This is a genomic window from Actinoplanes sp. NPDC051861 (assembly GCF_040681145.1).
GTDB lineage: Bacteria > Actinomycetota > Actinomycetes > Mycobacteriales > Micromonosporaceae > Actinoplanes.
Window position 1 is genome coordinate 1,087,728 of the sequence record NZ_JBFAYE010000001.1, and the last position, 19,192, is coordinate 1,106,919.

The window sequence follows — 19,192 nt, forward strand, 5'->3', positions numbered from 1 at the left end:
GCTCCCGATATCGGAGGTATCGCATGCCAAGCCTTCTCCGCAAGCTGTCGCTGAACCCGGCCGAGCCGGACGAGCAGCGTACGCGCGGGGACGTCGTGGCCGAGGCGCTGGACCCGATCACCCCGTTCTGTGACCTGATCGACGCACACGTGCGTGACGTCATCGATCAGACCGGTGACGCCGCGCACGCGATCGTGCAGCAGCTCGTCAAGGTCGACTCACTTGCGGAGGTGATGGCCGGCGACGTGTCACAGCTCGCCGGCACCCTCAGCCGCACGGAGACCGAACTCAGCCAGGTCAGCTCCTCCAACGACCAGCTCGTCGGACGGCTGATCTCGTACTTCCTCCACCGCGACCACCAGATCCGCGCGCTCGTCGACCAGATGCGTGAGCTCGACCAGCACGTCAAGCAGATCGAGGAGGTCAGCCGGGCCACCAACATCCTCGCGCTCAACGCGATGATCGAGGCGGTCCGGGCGGGCGACGCGGGCGAGGGCTTCTCGGTGGTGGCCGACGAGGTACGCAAACTCGCGCACCGCTCGTCGGAGGCGGCGCACGGCATCGGCAGCAACATCGCCGACCTGACCGCCAAGCTCGACTCGGTGCTCTCCGACGACACCCAGTTCGACTCCAGCGCCGAGCTCCCGGAGACCTCCGAGGAGACCGCGATGACCCGGCGGCTGAGCGGCATCGCCGGCGCCCAGCGGGAGATGTCGGAGATGGTCGCCCACATCCTCAAGGACACCGTCAGCGCCGCCGAGCAGGTGCAGCGCAGCTCCGGAGCGCTCACCGTGGAGACCACCGGCGCCGTCGGGCACGTGCAGTTCCAGGACATCAGCCGGCAGATGCTGGAACATGTCCTCGACGCGGTATCCGACGTACGCGGCCAGGCCGAACAGATCGCGGTCTACGCCCGTGGCGGCATCGGTGAGGACGATCTCAGAGCGGGTTCCATCAAGGTCGAGGATCTGCGGTCGAAGCATGTCATGTCCCGGCAGCGGTCCACCCACGCCGAACAGACCGGCACCGAGGCCAAGGCAGACACCGAACCGCTCATCGAGCTGTTCTGACAGGGAAGAGGCACGATGGCGCGGAGCGACGAGTACGGCCACGACGTGCCGACCGAGCAGGACGCCGTGAAGGCCCTGGCGGACCTGATCGGACCACAACTGGCCGAGGGCCTGTGGACCCTCGCGGTACAGGCCCTCGGCATGCGCCGCCCGGTGACCACACCCGCCGACCTACGCCGGGTCGCCGAGCACATCATGGAGGTCGGCGAACTCAGCCGCGTCGCCGGCCGCTCACTGAAGGTCCGGATCATCACCTACGAAGCCCTGGCCCGCACCACGATCCAGGCGTGAGACCGGGCACCCCGTCGTGCGACGATGCACGTATGGGCTTCCAGATCGCCAATGAGCCGGCCGCAGACAAGGTGCTCGACGAGTACCCGTTCGCTGTTGTCATCGGCATGATGCTCGACCAGCAGTACGGGATGGAGCATGCCTTCCGCGGCGGCTGGAAGGTGCTCGGCCGGTTCGGCACGCTGGAGCCGGCTGCGATCGCCGCGGCTGACCCCGAGTCGTTCAAGCAGTTGTGCAGTGAGCCGCCGGCGATCCACCGGTTCCCCGGTTCGATGGCCGGGCGTCTGCAGGAGCTCGCCACGCTCGTCGAGACCCGTTACGACGGTGACGTCACCCGGCTGTGGTCCGAGCCGACCACCGGCAAGGAGCTGTTCAAGCGGGTCCAGGAGCTGCCCGGCTTCGGCAAGCAGAAGGCGCAGATCTTCGTGGCGCTGCTGGCCAAGCAGCTCGGGGTGCGGCCGGAGGGCTGGGAGGCGGTCGCCGGTGACTACGCGCTGGACGGCTACCGGTCGGTGGCCGACGTCGTGGACGCCGCCTCGCTGACCAAGGTCCGTGAGTTCAAGCAGCAGAAGAAGGCGGCGGCGAAAGCGGCCGGTTAGCCCCACCGGTTGGGCACCGCGGCCCTGGCGGTGGGAGGATGACGAGGTCGATCGGAGACCTCGCGTGAAGAAGCACCAGGAGCGCCCGGTGTTGATCACCGACGCTGCCACCAGCCAGGATGCTCAGCTTCGCAGCCGGCAGATCCGCTACGTCACGATGATGAGCGTCCGCGCGGGCTGCCTGATCCTGGGTGGTGTCCTGATCAGTGCCAAGGTCCCGCTGCTGCCCGTCTGGCTGGTCCTCTGCGCCCTCGGCATGGTCTTCCTGCCGTGGGCGGCCGTGCTGATCGCCAACGACCGCCCGCCGAAGAGCAAGGCCGAGCGGGCCGCCGACGCGGCCGCCCGCGAGGACGTGCGGCTGGCGCTGGAGCCGCACCGCGTCGAGGAGCCCGAGCACATCACCATCGACTCCGAGATCGTCGACGAGGCCCGGCGCCGGGGGCTCTAGGCCGGCCGGGCACCCACGCGGCCCACGGCGGCCGCGCCCATCGCGATGCCGGCGGCGAGGGCCGCCTCCGGGCCGTTTCCGGAACACCATGCGGAGAGCAGGCCCGCTGCGAAGGCGTCACCGGCACCGGTCGGATCCTTCATGGGTACGCGTTCCGCGCTCGCCGTCCACGAGCCGCCGTCCCTCGACGCCCACACCGCACCGTCCGGCCCGCGTTTGACCACGGCGTTACGCACGTGGGCCGTGAGCCGCGCCGCCTGCTCTGCCGCGCTGCCCGGACCGGCGAGCACGTCCGCCTCGTCCGCGTTGCACAGGAGCACGTCGGCGTCGCGTACCCAATCAAGGAAAGCGCTCGCACCCACGGCCCGCAACGGGGCCGCCGACGCCGCGTCGACGCTCACCGTGATCCTTCTCTCCGCCGCCGCCGAAAGGGCCGCCAGGCCCGCCGGACGGGAACCCGCGTGCAGCAGGGGATAGCCGGAGAGGTGCAGGTGGCCACCGGCCGGCGACGCCGTGATCACCGACCGGACGTGGCCCGCGTCGATAAGTACCGCGGCGCCCCGATCCGTGATCATCGTCCGCTCGGACGGGCCGGTCAGGACCACCACGCTGCCGGTGACCACGCCCGGGTGGACGCGCACCGCGCAGTGCACGCCCGCCCACTCCAGCTCGGCCACCCGCTCCCGCCCGGCCACGTCGTCGCCGACCGCCGCGATCAGCGTGACCGGCTGCCCGGTGTGCGCCAGCCAGGCCGCCGTGTTCGCGGCCTGGCCGCCGCCGCCCACCCGGATCGCCGCGTCCGTGTCCGACCCCGGCTGGATCGGCCCGGTCTGCTCGACCAGGACGTCGGTGACCAGGTCCCCGACGACGATCACGCGGGTACGGCGAATCCGACCGGGGACGCCGACCCGGTGCTCGTGGCGGCGGCGATGCGCGCGGCCAGCGCCGCGTTGCGCAGGATGATCCGGATGTTGACCTCGAGGCTCCGGCCGTCGGTGCTGGAGTGGAAGTGGCTCAGCAGGAACGGGGTGACCGCCTTGCCGGTGATGTTCTGCTCGGCGAGCAGGTTGAGCCCGGCCGCGAGGGTCCGGTCGTGCAGCGCCGGGTCGAGCTGCTCGTCGGTGGGCAGCGGGTTCGCCAGCACCAGCGCGCCCTCGCTGACGCCCTGGTCGGTGCGGGCCCGGATGAAGTCCGCCACCTGCTCCGGCGAGTCAAGCTCCCAGTCGACGTCGAAGCCGCCGTCGGTGATGAAGAAGCCGGGGAAGCGCCGCGTGCGGTAACCGGCCACCGAGACGCCCAGGGTCTCCAGGCGTTCCAGGGTGGCGCCCACGTCGAGGATCGATTTCACACCGGCGCAGACCACCACGATCGGCGTGCGGGCCAGGGCGGTCAGGTCGGCCGACTCGTCGTATGTGATGTTGGCCTCGCGATGCACCCCGCCCAGCCCGCCGGTTGCGAACACCCCGATGCCCGCGGCGGCGGCGATCGCGCTGGTGGCGGCGACGGTGGTGGCGCCGTCGGCGCGGCGGGCGGCGGCGATCGCGAGGTCGCGGACGGACAGCTTGGCCACGTCCCGTGCCAGCGCCAGGTGCTCGACCTGCCGGTCGTCGAGGCCGACTACGATCTCGCCGCCGATCATGCCGATGGTCGCCGGCACGGCACCGTTGTCCCGGACGGTCTGCTCGATCTCCCGGGCCACCCGCAGGTTGTCGGGGTGCGGCAGCCCGTGCGAGATGATCGTGCTCTCCAGGGCCACCACCGGACGGCCGTCGCGGCGGGCACGGGTCACGTGCTCGCCGTAGTGAATAGCGAAGTCAGTCACGTGCCAACCGTACGGCTCCCACGAGCTGCGTTGTCGTTGGACCGACCAGGCGTGAGGTGCAAGACTTGACGGCCGAAGCTTCGCTGATTTCTCGAAGGGCAGATAACCGTGAGCACCCAGATCCTGGAGCGTCCGGAACTCAAGGACGCCGACACCGGTCCGGAGACGTTCCACTACGTGCGCAAGGAGAAGATCGCCGAGAGCGCGGTCATGGGCACGTACGTCATCGCTCTCTGCGGCGAGACCTTCCCGGTGACCAAGGCGCCCAAGCCCGGCTCACCCGTCTGCCCGCAGTGCAAGGAGATCTACGAAGCCATGAAGGCCTGATCGGCGCGTGACGGGCGGATATGGACTGCTCGTCGCGGATCTGATCGGTGTGGCGGTGTTCGCCGCCTCGGGCGCCTCGGCCGGCGTCGTGAAGCGCCTCGACCTGTTCGGGGTCGCGTTCGTCGGCTTCGCTGCCGCGCTCGGTGGCGGCATTCTGCGTGACCTGGCCATTGGAGCCGTGCCACCGCTGGCGTTCGCCGACTGGCGTTACCCGGTGACCGCCGTGGTGGCCTCGGTCGCCGTGTTCTGGCTGCACCCGACGCTGAACCGGGTCCGGCGGACCGTGTTGCTCCTGGACGCGGCCGGGCTGGGCCTGTTCACCGCGACCGGCACGCTGAAGGCGCTCGATGCCGGTGTCCCGCCGGTCGGTGCCTGCCTGCTCGGCATGCTCACCGCGATCGGCGGCGGCCTGGCGCGCGACCTGCTGGTCGGTGAGATCCCGGTGGTGCTGCGGCGCGATCTCTACGCGGTGGTCGCCCTGGGCGGGGCGATTCTGATCACCATCCTGCACGGGCTCGGCCACACCGGTCTGGTCACGCTGGTCAGTGCGGCGGCCTTGATCTTCGGGGTACGGGTGATCGCGCTCCACCGCCACTGGTCGGCTCCGATCGCGGCGCCGTGACCCGCCCGAGCAGCCCTCCGCGGCTATGCTGGAGCCCGCCTCCGCGCCCCTGACCGCGGAGGTTTTTCCATGAAGAAGGGATCGTCGCAGCTTGAGTCCGCCCCTGCCGAAACTGGAGACCTTCCCGCCGCTGCGAGACTGGCAGCGCAAGGCGATGGTGACGTACCTGCGCCGCCGCTCCGAGGACTTCATGGCCGTGGCGACGCCCGGCGCAGGCAAGACCACGTTCGCGCTGCGGATCGCCGCCGAGATGCTCAACGACGGCACCTGCGACGCCGTCACCGTTGTCTGCCCGACCGAGCACCTGAAGACCCAGTGGGCGCTGGCCGCGGCCCGGGTCGGCATCGAACTCGACCCGAGGTTCCGCAACTCGGACGTCCACTCGTCCCGGGACTTCCACGGTGCCGTCCTGACGTACGCGCAGGTCGGCATGGCCCCCGCGGTGCACAAGCGGCGCACGCTGACGCGGCGGACGTTCGTGATCCTCGACGAGATCCACCACGCCGGTGACTCGCGGACCTGGGGTGACGGGGTCAAGGACGCCTTCCAGCCCGCCGTACGCCGCCTGCTGCTGACCGGCACGCCGTTCCGGTCCGACGAGAACCCGATCCCGTTCGTGACCTACGAGCGGGGCCAGGACGGCATCCAGCGGTCACACTCCGACTCGGTGTACGGCTACGCCGACGCGCTGCGCGACGGCGTCGTCCGGCCGGTGCTCTTCATGGCGTACTCGGGGGAGACCCGGTGGCGCACCAACGCCGGTGACGAGCTGGCGGCCCGCCTCGGCGAGCCGATGACCAAGGACCTGATCGCGCAGGCGTGGCGGACCGCCCTGGACCACCGGGGCGAGTGGATGCCGCAGGTCATGCGCGCCGCCGACGCCCGCCTCTCCAAGATCCGCGAGCACGGCATGCCGGACGCGGGCGGGCTGGTGATCGCGAGCGACCAGACGGCCGCACGGGCGTACGCGAAACTGCTCCGCGACATCACCGGCGAGCCGGCCACCGTGGTCCTCTCCGACGACGAGGGCGCCTCCGGCCGGATCGCCGAGTTCGCCGACTCCGACAAGCGCTGGATGGTCGCCGTCCGCATGGTGTCCGAGGGCGTCGACATCCCCCGCCTGGCCGTCGGCGTGTACGCGACCAGCGCCTCCACCCCGCTCTACTTCGCGCAGGCGATCGGCCGGTTCGTCCGGGCCCGCCGCGAGGGCGAGACGGCCACCGTCTTCCTGCCCAGCGTCCCGCACCTGCTCGGGCTGGCCAGCGAGATGGAGGCGCAGCGCAACCACGTGCTCGGCGCGCCCAAGGACAAGGACGGGCTCGACGACGACGTCCTGGAACGCGCGCAGAAGACCGAGGACGCCCTCGGCGAGCTGGACAAGATGTTCGAGGCGCTCTCCGCGACCGCCGAGCTGGACCAGGTCATCTACGACGGGACCTCGTTCGGCATGGCGGCCCGGACCGGCACGCCCGAGGAGGCCGACTACCTGGGCCTGCCCGGTCTGCTCACCCCGGACCAGGTGACCACCCTGCTGAACAAGCGGCAGGCCGATCAGATGGCGGCGCAGAAGCGCCAGCAGCAGGACGAGTCCCGCAACGCCGTGCCCGAGCAGCGGGAGCCGGTCGTGCGGCTCAGCGCCGGTGAGCGGCGGGCCACCCTGCGGCGCCAGCTGAACACCCTGGTGGCAGCGCACCACCACCGAACCAACCTGCCACACGGCAAGATCCACGCGGAGCTGCGGCGGATCTGCGGGGGCCCACCGAGCGCGCAGGCCACGATCGAGCAGCTGGAAGAGCGGATCGCCACGATTCAAACGTTCTGAACCCTCCGATCTTTTGCCCAGGAGCCGATTGGGCCCGCCGGGAGGAACCGAATGCGGGAGATGACGCGAGAGGCGGCGCGACTGCTGGAGCGGGCGCAGACCGGCGAGGCCGCGGCCGCGCTGGCACGGGCGGAGGAAGCGCTGCGCTCGGTCAACGGCGACCTCGCCGACGGCCCCGCCTGCATGCACTTCGTGCGGGTGGTCGTGCGCATCGCCCAGGCGGACCCGCACGGCGCCATCGCGGCCGCGGACGTGATGCTGCTGGCGGCCGAGCGGGAGGGCAGCAGCGGCTGGCAGGCCTGCGCGCTGGCCAGCCGGGCGTGGCAGCGGCTCCGGCTCGGCGAGGTCGACCCCGCGCAGTACGACGTCGGCAGCGTCCTGCGTGACCTCGTGGCCGCCGAGTCGCTCGCGTCGGACGAGGACGAACCGGTCGCCGCGGTCAACTCCCGGGTCGCGGTCGCCATCGGCTACTACGAGCTGCGCCTGTACGAGCTGGTGGAGCCGCAGTTCCGTACCGCGTACGAGATGGCGCTGGCCGACGACGAGCAGAACGGCAACCGGGCCATGTGGCTCATCAACCTGGCCGAGCTGCACCTGCGGTGGGCCCTGGAGCTCTACCAGATCTCCCAGGTCGACGACGCCGAGGCGCACACCGCCGAGGCGGAGCGGTACGCCGTACAGGCCGCCGAGGAGGTCTTCGGCGACGACGCGGCGGTCTGGCGGGACAACGCGCTGCTCTACGCCGCCTGCGCGCGGGCGGACCGGCACGACCCTGGTGGCGCCGCGGTCGACATCGAGAGCTGCACCAGACGGCTCGAGGCGCGCGGATTCACCCCGGCCGCCCTGGCCACCAGCAAACCGTTCTACGCGGTCGCGTTGAGGCGCTCAGGGCATCCCGAGGCGGCACTGGAGGTGATGGCCGCAGCCGCGCGTGACCTCCCGCCGGACGCCGACTGGCTGGTGGTGGCGAGCACCCACCGGACGCGGGCCGTGCTGATGGCCGCGCAGGGCTCGCGGGACGCCGAGGCGACGCTGGCGTACGGCGACTCGCTGGCCGCCGCGCTGTGGCGCCAGCGGCTCAGCACCCTGCACGCGGCCCGGAGCCTGCACGACCTGGAGACGCTGCGCCTGCAGCACGAGCAGATGGCCCGCGCCGCCGAACTCGATCCGCTGACCGGCATCCCGAACCGCCGGGCGTTCGACCGCGCCATGGAGCTGGCCGGTACCGCGCCGGACGCCGCCCACCGCCGGGTGGCCGTCCTGCTGATCGACACGGACAAGTTCAAGGCGATCAACGACACCCGGGGGCACGCCGCCGGTGACGCCGCGCTGCGGGCCATCGCGGACGCCCTGACCGCGCAGACCGGCCCCGGTGACCTGGTCGCCCGCCTGGGTGGCGACGAGTTCGCGGCGCTGCTCGAGGACCGCGACGAGGCCGCTGCCGCCGACGTGGCCCGCCGGATGGTCCGGGCCGTACGCGACATCCCCGACTGCCCGGCCACGGTCAGCATCGGCGTCGCCGTGGCGTCCGCCGAGGCGCTGCCGGCCGCCGTCGACCGCGCCGACGAGGCGATGTACCAGATCAAGCGCGGCGGCGGCGACGGCGTACGGGTGTACCCGCCGGAGAGCACCGCGCTCGCCGCCTGAAAAAGTCAAAGCGTCTTTACGTTAAGAGGACTTGACGTCAAGTCGCCTTAACATCAGAATAGAGCCATGACCACGACGTTCATGGATCGTTTCGTTCGCTGGAACCTCGACTTCGACGGCGACCTCTACGGCCGCGACGAGCGCGAGCGCCTGAGGTGGTATGAGGGTCTCACCACCTCCTCGCAGCTCCAGGCGATCGCCGTGCCGTGGGCCGCGGCAGTGCTGGTGTGGGCGCTCGGCAAGCCGGCCGTGGTGCCGCTGGCGGTCGTCCTGGCCGCGTTCCTGATCCCGCTGGGGTTCGCGGCGGTCTACGTGCAGTTCCGCCGGGTCGACACGATGCCGCGCGAGTGGAGCCGCAAACGGCTCCTGGTCGGCGCCCTGATGGGCCTGCCCTACGCGCTCTTCGTGATCGGCGCCAGTTACCACCTCGGTGGCCCCGAGTCCGGCTCGTGGAAGTCGACGACCGTCGGCGCGCTGATCGGCCTGGCCGGCGGCGCGGTGGTCCAGCACTTCCAGACCCGCAAGCGCCGCCGCCTGGACGCCGCTCTCGTCGGGGACGAGGACTGATGGCCCCGCCGTCCGGCCCGGTCCGCGCTCCGGAGGCCGACGGTGCGGTCGGTGCCCGGATCAAGGCGGCCCGCCGGGAGGCCGGGTTCACCCAGCAGACCCTGGCCGCCGAGGTCGAGGTGAGCCGGCAGACCATCATCGCGATGGAGACGGGAGATTACGCCCCGTCGGTCTACCTCGCGATCAAGGTGGCCCGGGCGCTCGCCACCTCGGTCGAGGCCCTCTGGGGCTGATGAGGGTACGCAGAAGGGCGCTCCGTCGAGGAGCGCCCTTCTTACGCGTCAGTCGGGGGGACCGCTGCTTTTCAGTTGGTGGAGTTCGACATCATGCCCGCACCGCGCCAGGTGAAGTCGGGGTCGGCGGAGAACTGCACCGCGATCTTCACCAGGTCCTCGGCGTAACGGTTGGCGTGGTGGCCACAGAAGACCAGCTCGCCACCGCCTGCCAGGGTCAAACGGAGCTTCCCGGCTGCATTGCAGCGGTCGCACCGTTCATCGGCTGCTAGACCGGCCAGGCTTCCCGCCGGCGGCGTGAGGGTCGGGGTCATCGCCTTCCTCCTCTGTTCGTCACCGATGAACATGTTCCTCGGCTACTGCTCACACATCGTGCAACACCCTGCACCGTTGCAGCCTTCCCAGAGTGCCCCGGGGGGACCGAGGTCACACGTTGGTTCTGGCTAGTGTGCCGTGATCCAAGGGTGCCACGTCAACGATCACTTCTGCACAACGGTCTGATCACCACCCGTTGATGTACGGGTGGTGACCAAATGGACACGTAATGTTGACTACTCGGCCCTAGTCCAGGTAGTCGCGCAAGACCTGCGACCGGGACGGGTGTCGCAACTTCGACATCGTCTTGGACTCGATCTGCCGGATCCGCTCGCGGGTCACGCCGTACACCTGGCCGATCTCGTCCAGCGTGCGCGGCTGGCCGTCGGTCAGGCCGAACCGGAGCCGGACCACGCCCGCCTCCCGCTCGGAGAGCGTCTGCAGCACCTGCTGGAGCTGGTCCTGCAGCAGCGAGAAGGAGACCGCGTCGACCGCGACGACCGCCTCGGAGTCCTCGATGAAGTCGCCGAGCTGGCTGTCGCCCTCGTCACCGATCGTCTGGTCCAGCGAGATGGGCTCACGCGCGTACTGCTGGATCTCCAGCACCTTCTCCGGCGTGATGTCCATCTCCTTGGCCAGCTCCTCCGGGGTGGGCTCGCGGCCCAGGTCCTGGAGCAGCTCGCGCTGGATGCGGCCGAGCTTGTTGATGACCTCGACCATGTGCACCGGGATGCGGATGGTGCGGGCCTGGTCGGCCATGGCGCGGGTGATGGCCTGGCGGATCCACCACGTCGCGTACGTCGAGAACTTGTAGCCCTTGGTGTAGTCGAACTTCTCGACGGCGCGGATGAGGCCGAGGTTGCCCTCCTGGATCAGGTCCAGGAACGCCATGCCGCGACCGGTGTAGCGCTTGGCCAGCGAGACCACGAGTCGAAGGTTCGCCTCGAGCAGGTGGTTCTTGGCCCGCTCGCCGTCCCGGTTGATCCACTTGAGGTCGCGCTCGAAGTTGCGCTCGAGCGACTCCTCGCCCTCGTCGGCGGCGCGCAGCCGCTCGGCGGCGTAGAGGCCGGCCTCGATCCGCTTGGCGAGCTCGACCTCCTGCTCCGCGTTGAGCAGCGGGACCTTGCCGATCTGCTTGAGGTAGGCGCGGACCGAGTCGGCGGAGGCGGTCAGCTCCGCGTCGCGGCGGGCCTGCTTGAGCGCCTCGGACTCCTCGTCGTCCCACTCGAAGTCGCCGTCGGTCGCCGAGCTGGCCGCGTCGGTGGCGGCCGCCTCGACCATGGCGGCCGGCTCCTCGACCACCACGTCCTCGATCTCGGCGGCGAGCTCCTCGGGATCGATCTCGCCCTCGGGGCCGCCCTCGCCGGGCTGTGCGGCCTTCGCCGGTGCGGCCTTGGTCGCCGCGGCGGTGGTGGCCTTGCGGGCCGGTGTGGCCTTGGCGGCGGCCGCGGTCCTGCGGACCGGAGCCGCCTTCTTCGCCGGTGCCGGCGCGTCGCCCTCGGGCGCCGGTGCGGCCTGCTTCGGCGCGGGCGCCGCCTTCTTGACCGGTGCGGTCTTGGCGGTGGTGGCCTTGGAGGCGGGCGTGGCGGCGCGGGCCGCGGCGACCTTGCGGCGGGTGCTCGCCGAGCCGTCGACGACGACCGTGATCCCGGCGTCCACCAGCGCGCGCAGGATCTTCTTGGCCTGCGCCGGGTTGACCGCGGCGGATTCGAGCGTGTGCGCGACCTGGGCCGAAGTGAGCTGCCCGCCCGCACCCTGGGCATGGGTGATCAAGGCCTCGGTGAGAGAGCGAACGTCGGCACCGTTCTGGTGGGCTTCTGTCACGAATGACCTTCCGGAGGCGATGTGGTTGGGCACGGCCAGGATCCAGCGCAGCACGCGGGGGCGAGGCTCGCCGGGATCGGTTTGGGAGCCCTCGGGACACGGACCGTCCCGCAGGTGAGTGTCCGTGAAGCGTGGGCAGGGGTGAATTGTAGCGCCGCCGACCGAGATCCTCCGCCTCCAGCACGCCGCCAGGGCCCGACGACCTCGTCAGAAGCGCTCGACGCGACAATGCTAACGGTGGAAAGGACCCATACGTGAACGAGATTTCGGCGATATCGACGCCAGACGAGTTGTTGGCGGTGGCGATTCGCGTGGCCCGTGAGGCCGCTGCGACCGCACGACAGATGCGGGCCGAGGCGATCGGCGACGTGCAGACCAAGAGCACCGACACCGACGTGGTCACCGCGGCCGACAAGGCGGTCGAGCGGCAGGTGGTCGACGCGCTCCTGACCGAGCGGCCCGGCGACGGCGTGCTCGGCGAGGAGTACGGCGACTCGGTCACCGTCGACCCGGGCGCCGTGCGGTGGATCCTGGACCCGATCGACGGCACCGTGAACTACCTCTACGGCCTGCCCCAGTACGCGGTCTCCCTCGCGGCCGAGCGCGACGGCGTGGTGGTGGCCGGCGTGGTCGTCAACGCGGCCACCGGCGACGAGTGGACCGCGACCCTGGGCGGTGGTGCGTGGCGTGCCGGGCGCCGCCTCACCGGCTCGTCACGCAGGACGCTGGACCAGACCCTGGTCGGCACCGGGTTCGGCTACGACGCCCGCCGCAGGGCCCATCAGGGCGCCGTGCTGGCCCGTCTGATCACCCGTGTGCGTGACATCCGCAGACTCGGCGCGGCGGCCCTCGACCTCTGCCTGGTCGCCGAGGGCACGCTGGACGCCTACTTCGAGAAGGGCCTGAACCTGTGGGACCACGCTGCCGGAGGCCTGATCGCGTCGGAGGCCGGCCTCACCGTGAGCGGTCTCGCCGGAGCGCCGGCGGGCCGGTCGATGCTCGTGGCGGCGCCCCCGGCGATCTTCCCGGCGCTGCACGACGTCCTGGTCGAACTGGACGCCGCCGGTGGCCCGTGAGGGCCGACTTCTCAGCCGACCTTGGCCTCGGCGACCGGCTTGACGCACGCGCCCGGCGGCAGATCGGGGTTGCCGATCTCGACCAGCGACTGGTTGACCTCGGTGGTCGTGGCCAGCTGCTGGAACTCCTTGCCGATCACGATCTCGACCGTCGCGCCCTTGCGCTTGGGGTTGTAGACCATCTCGGACTGGGCCAGGAAATACGCCCTGAGCAGCTGCGCCTTGCCGACCGCCTCCGGGCCGAAGCGGATCTCCGCGACGCCGTTGAACTTGGTCTTGCTCTTGCCGGCCTGCTCGACCGTGAACCGCCGGTTCTTGAACTCGTCGGTCACCTGTTCGGCCAGGCCGGCGCGGTTGGTGCCGTTGAGGACCTTGACCTTGACCTCGGCGGGGTCGTCCGGCAGGCGCACGTCAGCGAGCGGGGCGTCGGCCGGGCAGTCGCCGCCGTTCACCAGGTCGCGCTGGGTGTCGCGGACGAGCGCCACGACGACGAAGACCACCGCGGCGACGGCGAGCACGCCGACGACGACGAGGGCTCGGACGCGCGCAAAGCTCATGTGGCTGGCTCCCGGATTCCTGCGGCGGACCCGGGTGACGTCGCCGGGCTTGTCGAGAGGTTAACGTCTGTCCGCCAGGCGCGCGGAAACAGGGAATGCTTCCGGCGCGCCGACAATGATCCAGAGCTCCCTGCCCCTACTTTGATGTCGCCTCAATCACATCGGGAACAATGTGCCGCCGGAACGCGTACAAGCCTGCCGCAGCAGCGGTAAGGTTCCGCGCTCGCCGGAGCCGTTTCCGGGTGTCAGAAATCGTCCAGCGGAACCGGGAACCGAAACCTTGTCACCGGCGTTACAAACGCCAAGTGACACATCGATACAGGAGAGTGAAGACCGATGGCCACCGACTACGACGCCCCGCGTCGCGATGAGGTCGACCTCGGCGAGGACAGCCTTGAGGAGCTCAAGTCCCGTCGCGCCGACTCCCAGTCGGGCGCTGTGGACGTCGACGAGGTCGAGGTGGCGGAAAGCTTCGAGCTTCCCGGCGCCGACCTGGCCGACGAGGAGCTGACCGTCAAGGTGCTGCCGATGCAGACCGACGAGTTCCGTTGCGCCCGCTGTTTCCTGGTGCATCACCGCAGCCAGCTGGCGGCGGAGCGTAACGGGGAGCTGATCTGCCGCGAGTGCGCCTGAGCGCACTCGCGCGCAGCGCGCCCTCACCCGATCGCGGCTGACGCGGTCGGGCGCGGGGCGTTCGCCACGGGGGTTGCAAAGAAGTTTGACCCTGGGTTGAGACCGGGAACTGGGACCGGGACAGCCGATGGGGAGGACGAGCATGAGCCACGCGGAACGCGCGACCGAACCCGGTGCCGAGCCCGGTGCCGTGGAGCGGGTCGAGCCTGCCCAGGAGCCGGGCACCGACGTGGAACTGGGCCGCACCGTCGCGGCCCTCACCTCGGACGAGATCGAACCGGCCGGCCGGCGACGCCTGCTGGGACGACTCGTCGACGATGTCCGGGCCCGTGGGGTCGGCCGGCTGTTCCGCCCCCGTGGGGCGCTGCGCTGGATGGCCGACGCGGTCGCGGATGTGGCTCCGCACGTCCCGGTTCGGGACCTGGAGACGCTGCGCAGGCACTTCCCCGACATGGACGACGAGGAGCTGGCCGAGCGCCTGATCCGCAACGCCGCCCGGTCCACGGCCGGGGTGGGCGCCGCCGGTGGCGGGATCGCCTCGGTGGAGTGGGTCGCGACGCCGACCCTGCTCTCCGCGCCGGTGCTGCTGGCCGCGGAGACGGTCGCCGTGGTGGCGGTCGAGATCAAGCTGATCGGCGAGCTGCACCAGGTCTACGGCCAGCCGATCGAGGGCGGCGTGCCCGAGCGGGCGATGAAGCTGGTCGAGGCCTGGTCGGGCCAGCGCGGGGTGAACCCGCTGATCCCGGGCGTGGGCGTGGCCACGGTGCTGGGCACGGCGGGCCGCAAGGAGCTCCAGAAGACGCTGCTCAAGCGCTTCGGGCGCAACCTCACGACGTTCGGGCCGATGCTGACCGGCGCGGCGGTAGCGAGTTACCTCAACCGGCGGGCCACCCGGGCGCTCGGCGACAAGCTGCGTGAGGAGCTCCGCAAGCAGCGGCCCCGGAAGGTCATTTCGACGATTGACCGGCGCGAGCTCGGCGACTGACCTCGAGCAGGGCGGTGGCGAGCTCGACCGGCCGTCGCGTGCTGATCACCCAGTAGGGTGTCGGATCCGCGGGATCGTCGAGCAGGACCTGCACGGCGGGGCCGATCCAGGGGCGCTGGACGACGAACGCGTACGGGTGGGCGCCGACACCCAGCGCCTCACGTTTGCCGGCGGCGTCGAGTGCCACCACGTCGGAGATGACGGCGACCGGGAGGCGGGCGTCGTCGACCTGGAACTCGTCCCCGGTGACCGAGACACGCAGCCGGCCGGCCGGGATCAGCAACAGGACGCTCAGCGGGAGGACCACCGCGTACGGCAACCAGGCGGGCAGGTCGGGGAGTCCCAGGGTCAGCTCGGTGGCGATGATCGCACCGGCCGCGAGCGCGGACGGCCAGGCCCACCACGGGAGACTCAGCCGTTCTCGGTGGGCCGCTTCCGTGCGCGCCGGGGACTCGGGTGTCACCCTCGAAGGGTACGGCGCGCCTCCGTTGCGCGGCGCGGCAGGATGGCAGGGTAAGTGCCGCCCGCATGCCGTCCCAGTGAGGAAGCCTCCGTGACAGACGTTGTGATCCTCCTCCGGCGACTCGACCCGGATCTGCCCCTCCCGGCGTACGCCCACCCCGGTGACGCCGGCGCTGATCTGTTCGCCGCGGAGGAGGTCGAGATCGCGCCGGGCAAACGTGCCAAGGTGCGCACCGGGCTCGCGATCGCACTGCCCGAGGGGTATGTGGGGCTCGTGCATCCGCGTTCCGGTCTGGCCGCTCGCCTGGGCGTGACGGTCCTCAACGCGCCCGGTACGGTCGACGCTGGTTACCGAGGCGAGATTCTGGTGAACCTGATCAATCACGATCGGGAGAACACCGCCAAGATCTCGCGGGGCGACCGGATCGCCCAGCTCGTGGTCCAGCGGGTGGAGCGGGCGGTGTTCCACGTGGTGGACACCCTCGACGACACCGCGCGGGGAGCGGGCGGGCACGGTTCGACCGGTGGCCACGCAGAGTCCGACAGGAAAGGTTGGCAGTGATGTTCTCCCGTAAGCGCGAGCCGAAGCACGTCCGGGCGGCCGACGCGCCGCCCTCGAAGGCGCTCGCCGACAGCCTCGCCGCGGACGGCGAGGGGCCGGCGCCGGAGTTCGGCCCGTGGGACGCCAGGTACGCGCCGGACGGGGTGCAGCGGCTCGACCTGGGCAGCCTGCAGATCCCGGCGGTCGAGGGCGTCGAGGTGCGGGTGCAGGCCAACCCGGACGGCGGTGTCGAGCAGATCGTGCTGGTGGACGGCGAGAGCGCCCTGCAGCTGGGTGTCTTCGCCGCGCCGCGCACCGAGGGCATCTGGGACGAGGTGCGCGCCGAGATCGCCGAGGCGATGGCGAGCGACGGGGTGACCCCGCGCGAGATCACCGGCAGGTACGGCACCGAGCTGGCGGCCCGGGTCAACACCCCGGACGGTCCGGCCGACGTCCGGTTCGTCGGCGTGGACGGCCCGCGCTGGATGGTCCGCGCGCTCTTCCAGGGTGCCGCCGCCTCCGGCCCGGCCCGTGAGGGCGTGCTCGGCGAGGTGCTCGGCGGGCTGGTCGTGGTCCGCGACAACGAGCCCCGGCCGGTGCGTGAGCCGCTGCCGCTGCGGCTGCCGAAGGAGATGGCCGAGCAGGCGCAGGGCCAGGGGGCCTAGCTCCGGATCCAGTGATCCATGTCACCGATGCGCTTCGGGCGTACCGTGGGATCGAGGCACACGCGCACACTGTGCCGTCCGAGACCCGCCTGGCGTCGAGGAAGGTGACTGCGGAGTCATGACCATCGAGGAACGCACCGGCCTGCGTCGGTTTCTGAGCCGCTTGACGGCGACCGAGGCGGAGCTGGACGCGGAGGAGTTGCAACGGGACAGCGCCAAGTGCGGCGCCGTCCCGGCGGGGGAGTGCCGGCGGGGACAGGTCGTTTCGGTGTCCGGACGGCTGCGCACGGTGGCGTACACTCCTCGCACCAACCTGCCGACACTGGAGGCCGACCTCTACGACGGCAGCGACGTGGTCACGCTGGTCTTCCTCGGGCGCCGGTCGATACCCGGCATCGAGCCCGGGCGCCAGCTCACCGCGCGCGGCCGGATCGCGATCCGGGACGACCGTAAGGTGATCTACAACCCGTACTACGAGCTGGAGGCGCCCCGGTGACTGGAAGCGAGCCGCGCCACGCCGCGCACGAGTCGGTCGAGGAGCGGATCGCCGAGGAGATCGTCGAGGAGCTCGACCTCCACCCGATCGTGGACGAGAGCGTCGAGGGCAAGAAGGGCGCCGACGACGAGGAGGAGCCCTTCCCGTCGATGAGCGAGCAGATCGCCGAACAGTTGGGCGGCGTGCGCGGCCTCATCGAGTCGAGCCTGCCGGTCCTCGCGTTCGTGATGCTCAACGTGCTGCTCGGCGAATCGGTGCTCGGCCTGGAGAAGCGCCAGGCGCTGCTCTGGGCGATCATCGGTTCGGTCGGCTCGGCGCTGGTCATCGGCGCGGTGCGGCTGGCCGCCCGCAAACCGGTCCGGCACGCGGTCAACGGGCTGTTCGGCATCGCGATCGGCGCCTGGCTGGCCTGGCGCACCGGTGACGCCAAGAACTTCTACCTGCCCGGCATCCTGCTCACCTTCGGCCAGGCCGGGGTGCTGCTGATCTCGGTGGTCGTGCGCAAGCCGCTGATCGGGTACGCCTGGGGAATCATGGCCAACAAGGGGCACCAGGACTGGTTCGGCAACACCCAGTTGTTCCGCACGTTCCAGTGGCTGACGCTGGTCTGGGTCGGTTCCCTGAGCCTGCGGGCCGGGATCCAGTACTACCTGTACCTGGCCGACGAGGCGAACGCGATCGGCATCGTCCGGATCCTGGTGAGCTGGCCGATCTACGCCGCCACGTTCGCGTTCACCGCCTGGGCCATCCACCGGGTGACCTCGGCGCAGCGCCGCGAGGCCGAAGCGGCACCGGCTTAGGGTCTGAGCCTAGGCCGCGTCGCCGACCACCACGGCGCGGATCTGGTCCTCCACCTCGCTGGTGCAGACGAAGATCAGCTCGTCGCCGGCCTCGAGCGGGTCGTCCGGGGTCGGCACCAGGACCCGCTTGCCGCGCAGGATGGCCACCAGGGCGGCGTCGCGGGGCATCGGCACCGCGCGGACCGGCTGACCCTCGTACGGCGCGTTGTGCGGGAGGGTGATCTCGACCAGGTTGGCCTCGCCCTGCCGGAAGGTCATCAGCCGGACCAGGTCGCCGACTGTCACCGCCTCCTCGACCAGGGCGGCCATCAGGCGGGGCTTGCTGACCGCGACGTCGACGCCCCACTGCTCGGTGAAGAGCCACTCGTTCTCGGCGCGGTTGACCCGGGCCACCACCCGCGCCACCGCGAACTCGGTCTTGGCCAGCAGCGACACCACCAGGTTGGCCTTGTCGTCGCCGGTGGCGGCCACCACGACGTCGCAGGCCGCCAGGTCGGCCTCCTCCAGGCTGGTCAGCTCGCAGGCGTCGGCGAGGATCCACCGGGCCTGCGGCACCCGCTCCGGGCAGAGCTGGCGCGGCTGCCGCTCGATGAGCATCACGTCGTGGCCGTTGCCGATCAGCTCCTGGGCGATGGACCGGCCCACGTTCCCGGCTCCCGCGATGGCGATGCGCATGGTCAGTGACCTTCCTTGTCCGCGCCCTCGGCGATGCCCAGGACCTTGTCCACGGTCTCGTCGGTCACCAGCAGGTAGACCTGGTCACCGTCCTGCAGCACGGAGGAGGGCTGGGCGAGCAGGCCCATCCCGAAACGGGTCAGGTACGCGACGCGGGCACCACTGCGGTCCTCCAGGGACTTCACGGTCTGCCCGACCCAGTCCCGGTGCAGGGACGCCTCCACGATGCTGACCACGCTGGTCGGATCCCGGAAGACCTCGACCCGGCCCTCGGGCACCAGGAACCGGAACATCCGGTCGGCGGCCCACCGGATCGTCGCGATCGTCGGGATGCCCAGCCGCTCGTAGACCTGCGCCCGGCGCGAGTCGTAGATCCGGGCCACCACCCGGCTCACGCCGAAGGTCTCCCGGGCCAGCCGGGCCGAGATGATGTTCGAGTTGTCGCCGCTGGAGACCGCCGCGAAGGCGTCCGCCCGCTCGATGCCGGCGGCGCGCAGCACGTCCCGGTCGAAGCCGATCCCGTTGACCGTGACGCCGCCGAAGTTGTCGCCGAGACGCCGGAACGCCTCGGCGTCGCGGTCGATCACCGCCACTTGATGGCCTTGCGCGTCCAGCTTCTGGGCCAGCGTCGAACCGAGCCGGCCACACCCCATGATCACCACGTGCACGGTTCGTGCCCTCCCGAATCACTACGGATCAGTGTGAGCCTCCCATG

Annotated in this window: 25 protein-coding genes; 17 read left to right on the plus strand and 8 right to left on the minus strand. The window is 70.9% G+C overall.

The window, feature by feature from the left end; genetic code table 11:
* Nucleotides 1-23: 23 nt before the first annotated feature.
* The 4 genes from AB0M02_RS05295 to AB0M02_RS05310 all read left to right on the plus strand — a co-directional run bounded on the left by AB0M02_RS05295 (nt 24) and on the right by AB0M02_RS05310 (nt 2,408).
* On the plus strand, nt 24-1,070 hold the full coding sequence (locus AB0M02_RS05295; protein WP_364221704.1) for a methyl-accepting chemotaxis protein: 1,047 nt from the start codon (nt 24-26) through the stop codon (nt 1,068-1,070).
* A gap of 15 nt (nt 1,071-1,085) precedes the next feature.
* A complete protein-coding gene (locus AB0M02_RS05300) occupies nt 1,086-1,361 on the plus strand; it encodes a hypothetical protein (protein ID WP_364221707.1) in 276 nt (91 codons plus the stop codon).
* Between the two features lie 32 nt (nt 1,362-1,393).
* Nucleotides 1,394-1,960 carry an HhH-GPD-type base excision DNA repair protein gene (locus tag AB0M02_RS05305; protein WP_364221710.1) on the plus strand — a complete coding sequence of 189 codons (567 nt, stop codon included), beginning with the start codon at nt 1,394-1,396 and terminating at the stop codon, nt 1,958-1,960.
* A gap of 64 nt (nt 1,961-2,024) precedes the next feature.
* Nucleotides 2,025-2,408: a DUF3099 domain-containing protein gene (locus AB0M02_RS05310; protein WP_364221713.1), complete on the plus strand. Its 384-nt coding sequence runs from the start codon at nt 2,025-2,027 to the stop codon at nt 2,406-2,408.
* Here AB0M02_RS05310 and AB0M02_RS05315 read toward each other — a convergent pair.
* Together AB0M02_RS05315 and AB0M02_RS05320 are read right to left on the minus strand one after the other, a co-directional pair.
* Nucleotides 2,405-3,298, minus strand: coding sequence for a PfkB family carbohydrate kinase (locus tag AB0M02_RS05315; protein ID WP_364222590.1), 894 nt, complete (start codon nt 3,296-3,298; stop codon nt 2,405-2,407). The genes AB0M02_RS05310 and AB0M02_RS05315 overlap by 4 nt on opposite strands.
* The gene (locus AB0M02_RS05320) at nt 3,280-4,230 is read right to left on the minus strand and encodes a pseudouridine-5'-phosphate glycosidase (RefSeq protein ID WP_364221716.1); all 951 of its coding nucleotides are present in this window, start codon (nt 4,228-4,230) and stop codon (nt 3,280-3,282) included. Before AB0M02_RS05320 ends, AB0M02_RS05315 begins: the two co-directional genes overlap by 19 nt.
* A gap of 102 nt (nt 4,231-4,332) precedes the next feature.
* Between AB0M02_RS05320 and AB0M02_RS05325 the strand changes: the two genes are divergently transcribed.
* The 6 genes from AB0M02_RS05325 (at nt 4,333) to AB0M02_RS05350 (ending at nt 9,448) form a co-directional block, all read left to right on the plus strand.
* On the plus strand, nt 4,333-4,557 hold the full coding sequence (locus tag AB0M02_RS05325; RefSeq protein ID WP_364222592.1) for a DUF3039 domain-containing protein: 225 nt from the start codon (nt 4,333-4,335) through the stop codon (nt 4,555-4,557).
* Nucleotides 4,558-4,564: 7 nt separating this feature from the next.
* Nucleotides 4,565-5,179, plus strand: a complete 615-nt coding sequence (locus tag AB0M02_RS05330) for a TRIC cation channel family protein (RefSeq protein WP_364221719.1) — start codon at nt 4,565-4,567, stop codon at nt 5,177-5,179.
* 91 nt (nt 5,180-5,270) lie between these two features.
* Nucleotides 5,271-7,001 carry a DEAD/DEAH box helicase gene (locus AB0M02_RS05335; RefSeq protein ID WP_364221722.1) on the plus strand — a complete coding sequence of 577 codons (1,731 nt, stop codon included), beginning with the start codon at nt 5,271-5,273 and terminating at the stop codon, nt 6,999-7,001.
* Nucleotides 7,002-7,052: 51 nt separating this feature from the next.
* A complete protein-coding gene (locus tag AB0M02_RS05340; protein WP_364221725.1) occupies nt 7,053-8,648 on the plus strand; it encodes a GGDEF domain-containing protein in 1,596 nt (531 codons plus the stop codon).
* Between the two features lie 66 nt (nt 8,649-8,714).
* A complete protein-coding gene (locus tag AB0M02_RS05345; protein ID WP_364221728.1) occupies nt 8,715-9,215 on the plus strand; it encodes a hypothetical protein in 501 nt (166 codons plus the stop codon).
* Nucleotides 9,215-9,448 (plus strand): helix-turn-helix transcriptional regulator, encoded by a 234-nt coding sequence (locus tag AB0M02_RS05350; protein ID WP_364221731.1) that lies wholly within the window; start codon nt 9,215-9,217, stop codon nt 9,446-9,448. The genes AB0M02_RS05345 and AB0M02_RS05350 overlap by 1 nt, the downstream gene beginning before the upstream one ends.
* 71 nt (nt 9,449-9,519) lie before the next feature.
* Here the strand turns inward: AB0M02_RS05350 and AB0M02_RS05355 are convergent, their stop codons facing one another.
* Together AB0M02_RS05355 and AB0M02_RS05360 are read right to left on the minus strand one after the other, a co-directional pair.
* The gene (locus AB0M02_RS05355) at nt 9,520-9,762 is read right to left on the minus strand and encodes a hypothetical protein (protein WP_364221734.1); all 243 of its coding nucleotides are present in this window, start codon (nt 9,760-9,762) and stop codon (nt 9,520-9,522) included.
* A 247-nt stretch (nt 9,763-10,009) separates the two neighbouring features.
* A complete protein-coding gene (locus AB0M02_RS05360; protein WP_364221737.1) occupies nt 10,010-11,587 on the minus strand; it encodes an RNA polymerase sigma factor in 1,578 nt (525 codons plus the stop codon).
* 263 nt (nt 11,588-11,850) lie between these two features.
* Between AB0M02_RS05360 and AB0M02_RS05365 the strand changes: the two genes are divergently transcribed.
* Entirely contained in the window at nt 11,851-12,663 is an 813-nt protein-coding gene (locus AB0M02_RS05365; protein WP_364222595.1) for an inositol monophosphatase family protein, read from the plus strand.
* A gap of 11 nt (nt 12,664-12,674) precedes the next feature.
* Here the strand turns inward: AB0M02_RS05365 and AB0M02_RS05370 are convergent, their stop codons facing one another.
* Nucleotides 12,675-13,220 (minus strand): LytR C-terminal domain-containing protein, encoded by a 546-nt coding sequence (locus tag AB0M02_RS05370; RefSeq protein WP_364221740.1) that lies wholly within the window; start codon nt 13,218-13,220, stop codon nt 12,675-12,677.
* 336 nt (nt 13,221-13,556) lie between these two features.
* Between AB0M02_RS05370 and AB0M02_RS05375 the strand changes: the two genes are divergently transcribed.
* Both AB0M02_RS05375 and AB0M02_RS05380 read left to right on the plus strand, forming a co-directional pair.
* A complete protein-coding gene (locus AB0M02_RS05375) occupies nt 13,557-13,853 on the plus strand; it encodes a DUF4193 domain-containing protein (RefSeq protein ID WP_364221743.1) in 297 nt (98 codons plus the stop codon).
* Nucleotides 13,854-13,995: 142 nt separating this feature from the next.
* Nucleotides 13,996-14,838 (plus strand): hypothetical protein, encoded by an 843-nt coding sequence (locus AB0M02_RS05380; RefSeq protein ID WP_364221746.1) that lies wholly within the window; start codon nt 13,996-13,998, stop codon nt 14,836-14,838.
* Here the strand turns inward: AB0M02_RS05380 and AB0M02_RS05385 are convergent.
* Entirely contained in the window at nt 14,801-15,301 is a 501-nt protein-coding gene (locus tag AB0M02_RS05385) for a DUF3093 domain-containing protein (protein ID WP_364221748.1), read from the minus strand. The two genes, AB0M02_RS05380 and AB0M02_RS05385, sit on opposite strands and share 38 nt — an antisense overlap.
* A 90-nt stretch (nt 15,302-15,391) precedes the next feature.
* Between AB0M02_RS05385 and dut the strand changes: the two genes are divergently transcribed.
* The 4 genes from dut (at nt 15,392) to AB0M02_RS05405 (ending at nt 17,802) form a co-directional block, all read left to right on the plus strand.
* Complete coding sequence (gene dut / locus AB0M02_RS05390) at nt 15,392-15,862, plus strand: dUTP diphosphatase (RefSeq protein WP_364221751.1); 471 nt, start codon at nt 15,392-15,394, stop codon at nt 15,860-15,862.
* On the plus strand, nt 15,862-16,506 hold the full coding sequence (locus tag AB0M02_RS05395) for a DUF3710 domain-containing protein (protein ID WP_364221754.1): 645 nt from the start codon (nt 15,862-15,864) through the stop codon (nt 16,504-16,506). The genes dut and AB0M02_RS05395 overlap by 1 nt, the downstream gene beginning before the upstream one ends.
* Before the next feature lie 118 nt (nt 16,507-16,624).
* Nucleotides 16,625-17,002, plus strand: a complete 378-nt coding sequence (locus AB0M02_RS05400; protein WP_364221757.1) for an OB-fold nucleic acid binding domain-containing protein — start codon at nt 16,625-16,627, stop codon at nt 17,000-17,002.
* On the plus strand, nt 16,999-17,802 hold the full coding sequence (locus AB0M02_RS05405; RefSeq protein ID WP_364221760.1) for a DUF3159 domain-containing protein: 804 nt from the start codon (nt 16,999-17,001) through the stop codon (nt 17,800-17,802). Before AB0M02_RS05400 ends, AB0M02_RS05405 begins: the two co-directional genes overlap by 4 nt.
* Before the next feature lie 9 nt (nt 17,803-17,811).
* Here the strand turns inward: AB0M02_RS05405 and AB0M02_RS05410 are convergent, their stop codons facing one another.
* Complete coding sequence (locus tag AB0M02_RS05410) at nt 17,812-18,483, minus strand: TrkA family potassium uptake protein (RefSeq protein ID WP_364222598.1); 672 nt, start codon at nt 18,481-18,483, stop codon at nt 17,812-17,814.
* Entirely contained in the window at nt 18,480-19,145 is a 666-nt protein-coding gene (locus tag AB0M02_RS05415; RefSeq protein WP_364221763.1) for a TrkA family potassium uptake protein, read from the minus strand. The genes AB0M02_RS05410 and AB0M02_RS05415 overlap by 4 nt, the downstream gene beginning before the upstream one ends.
* Nucleotides 19,146-19,192: the final 47 nt, after the last annotated feature.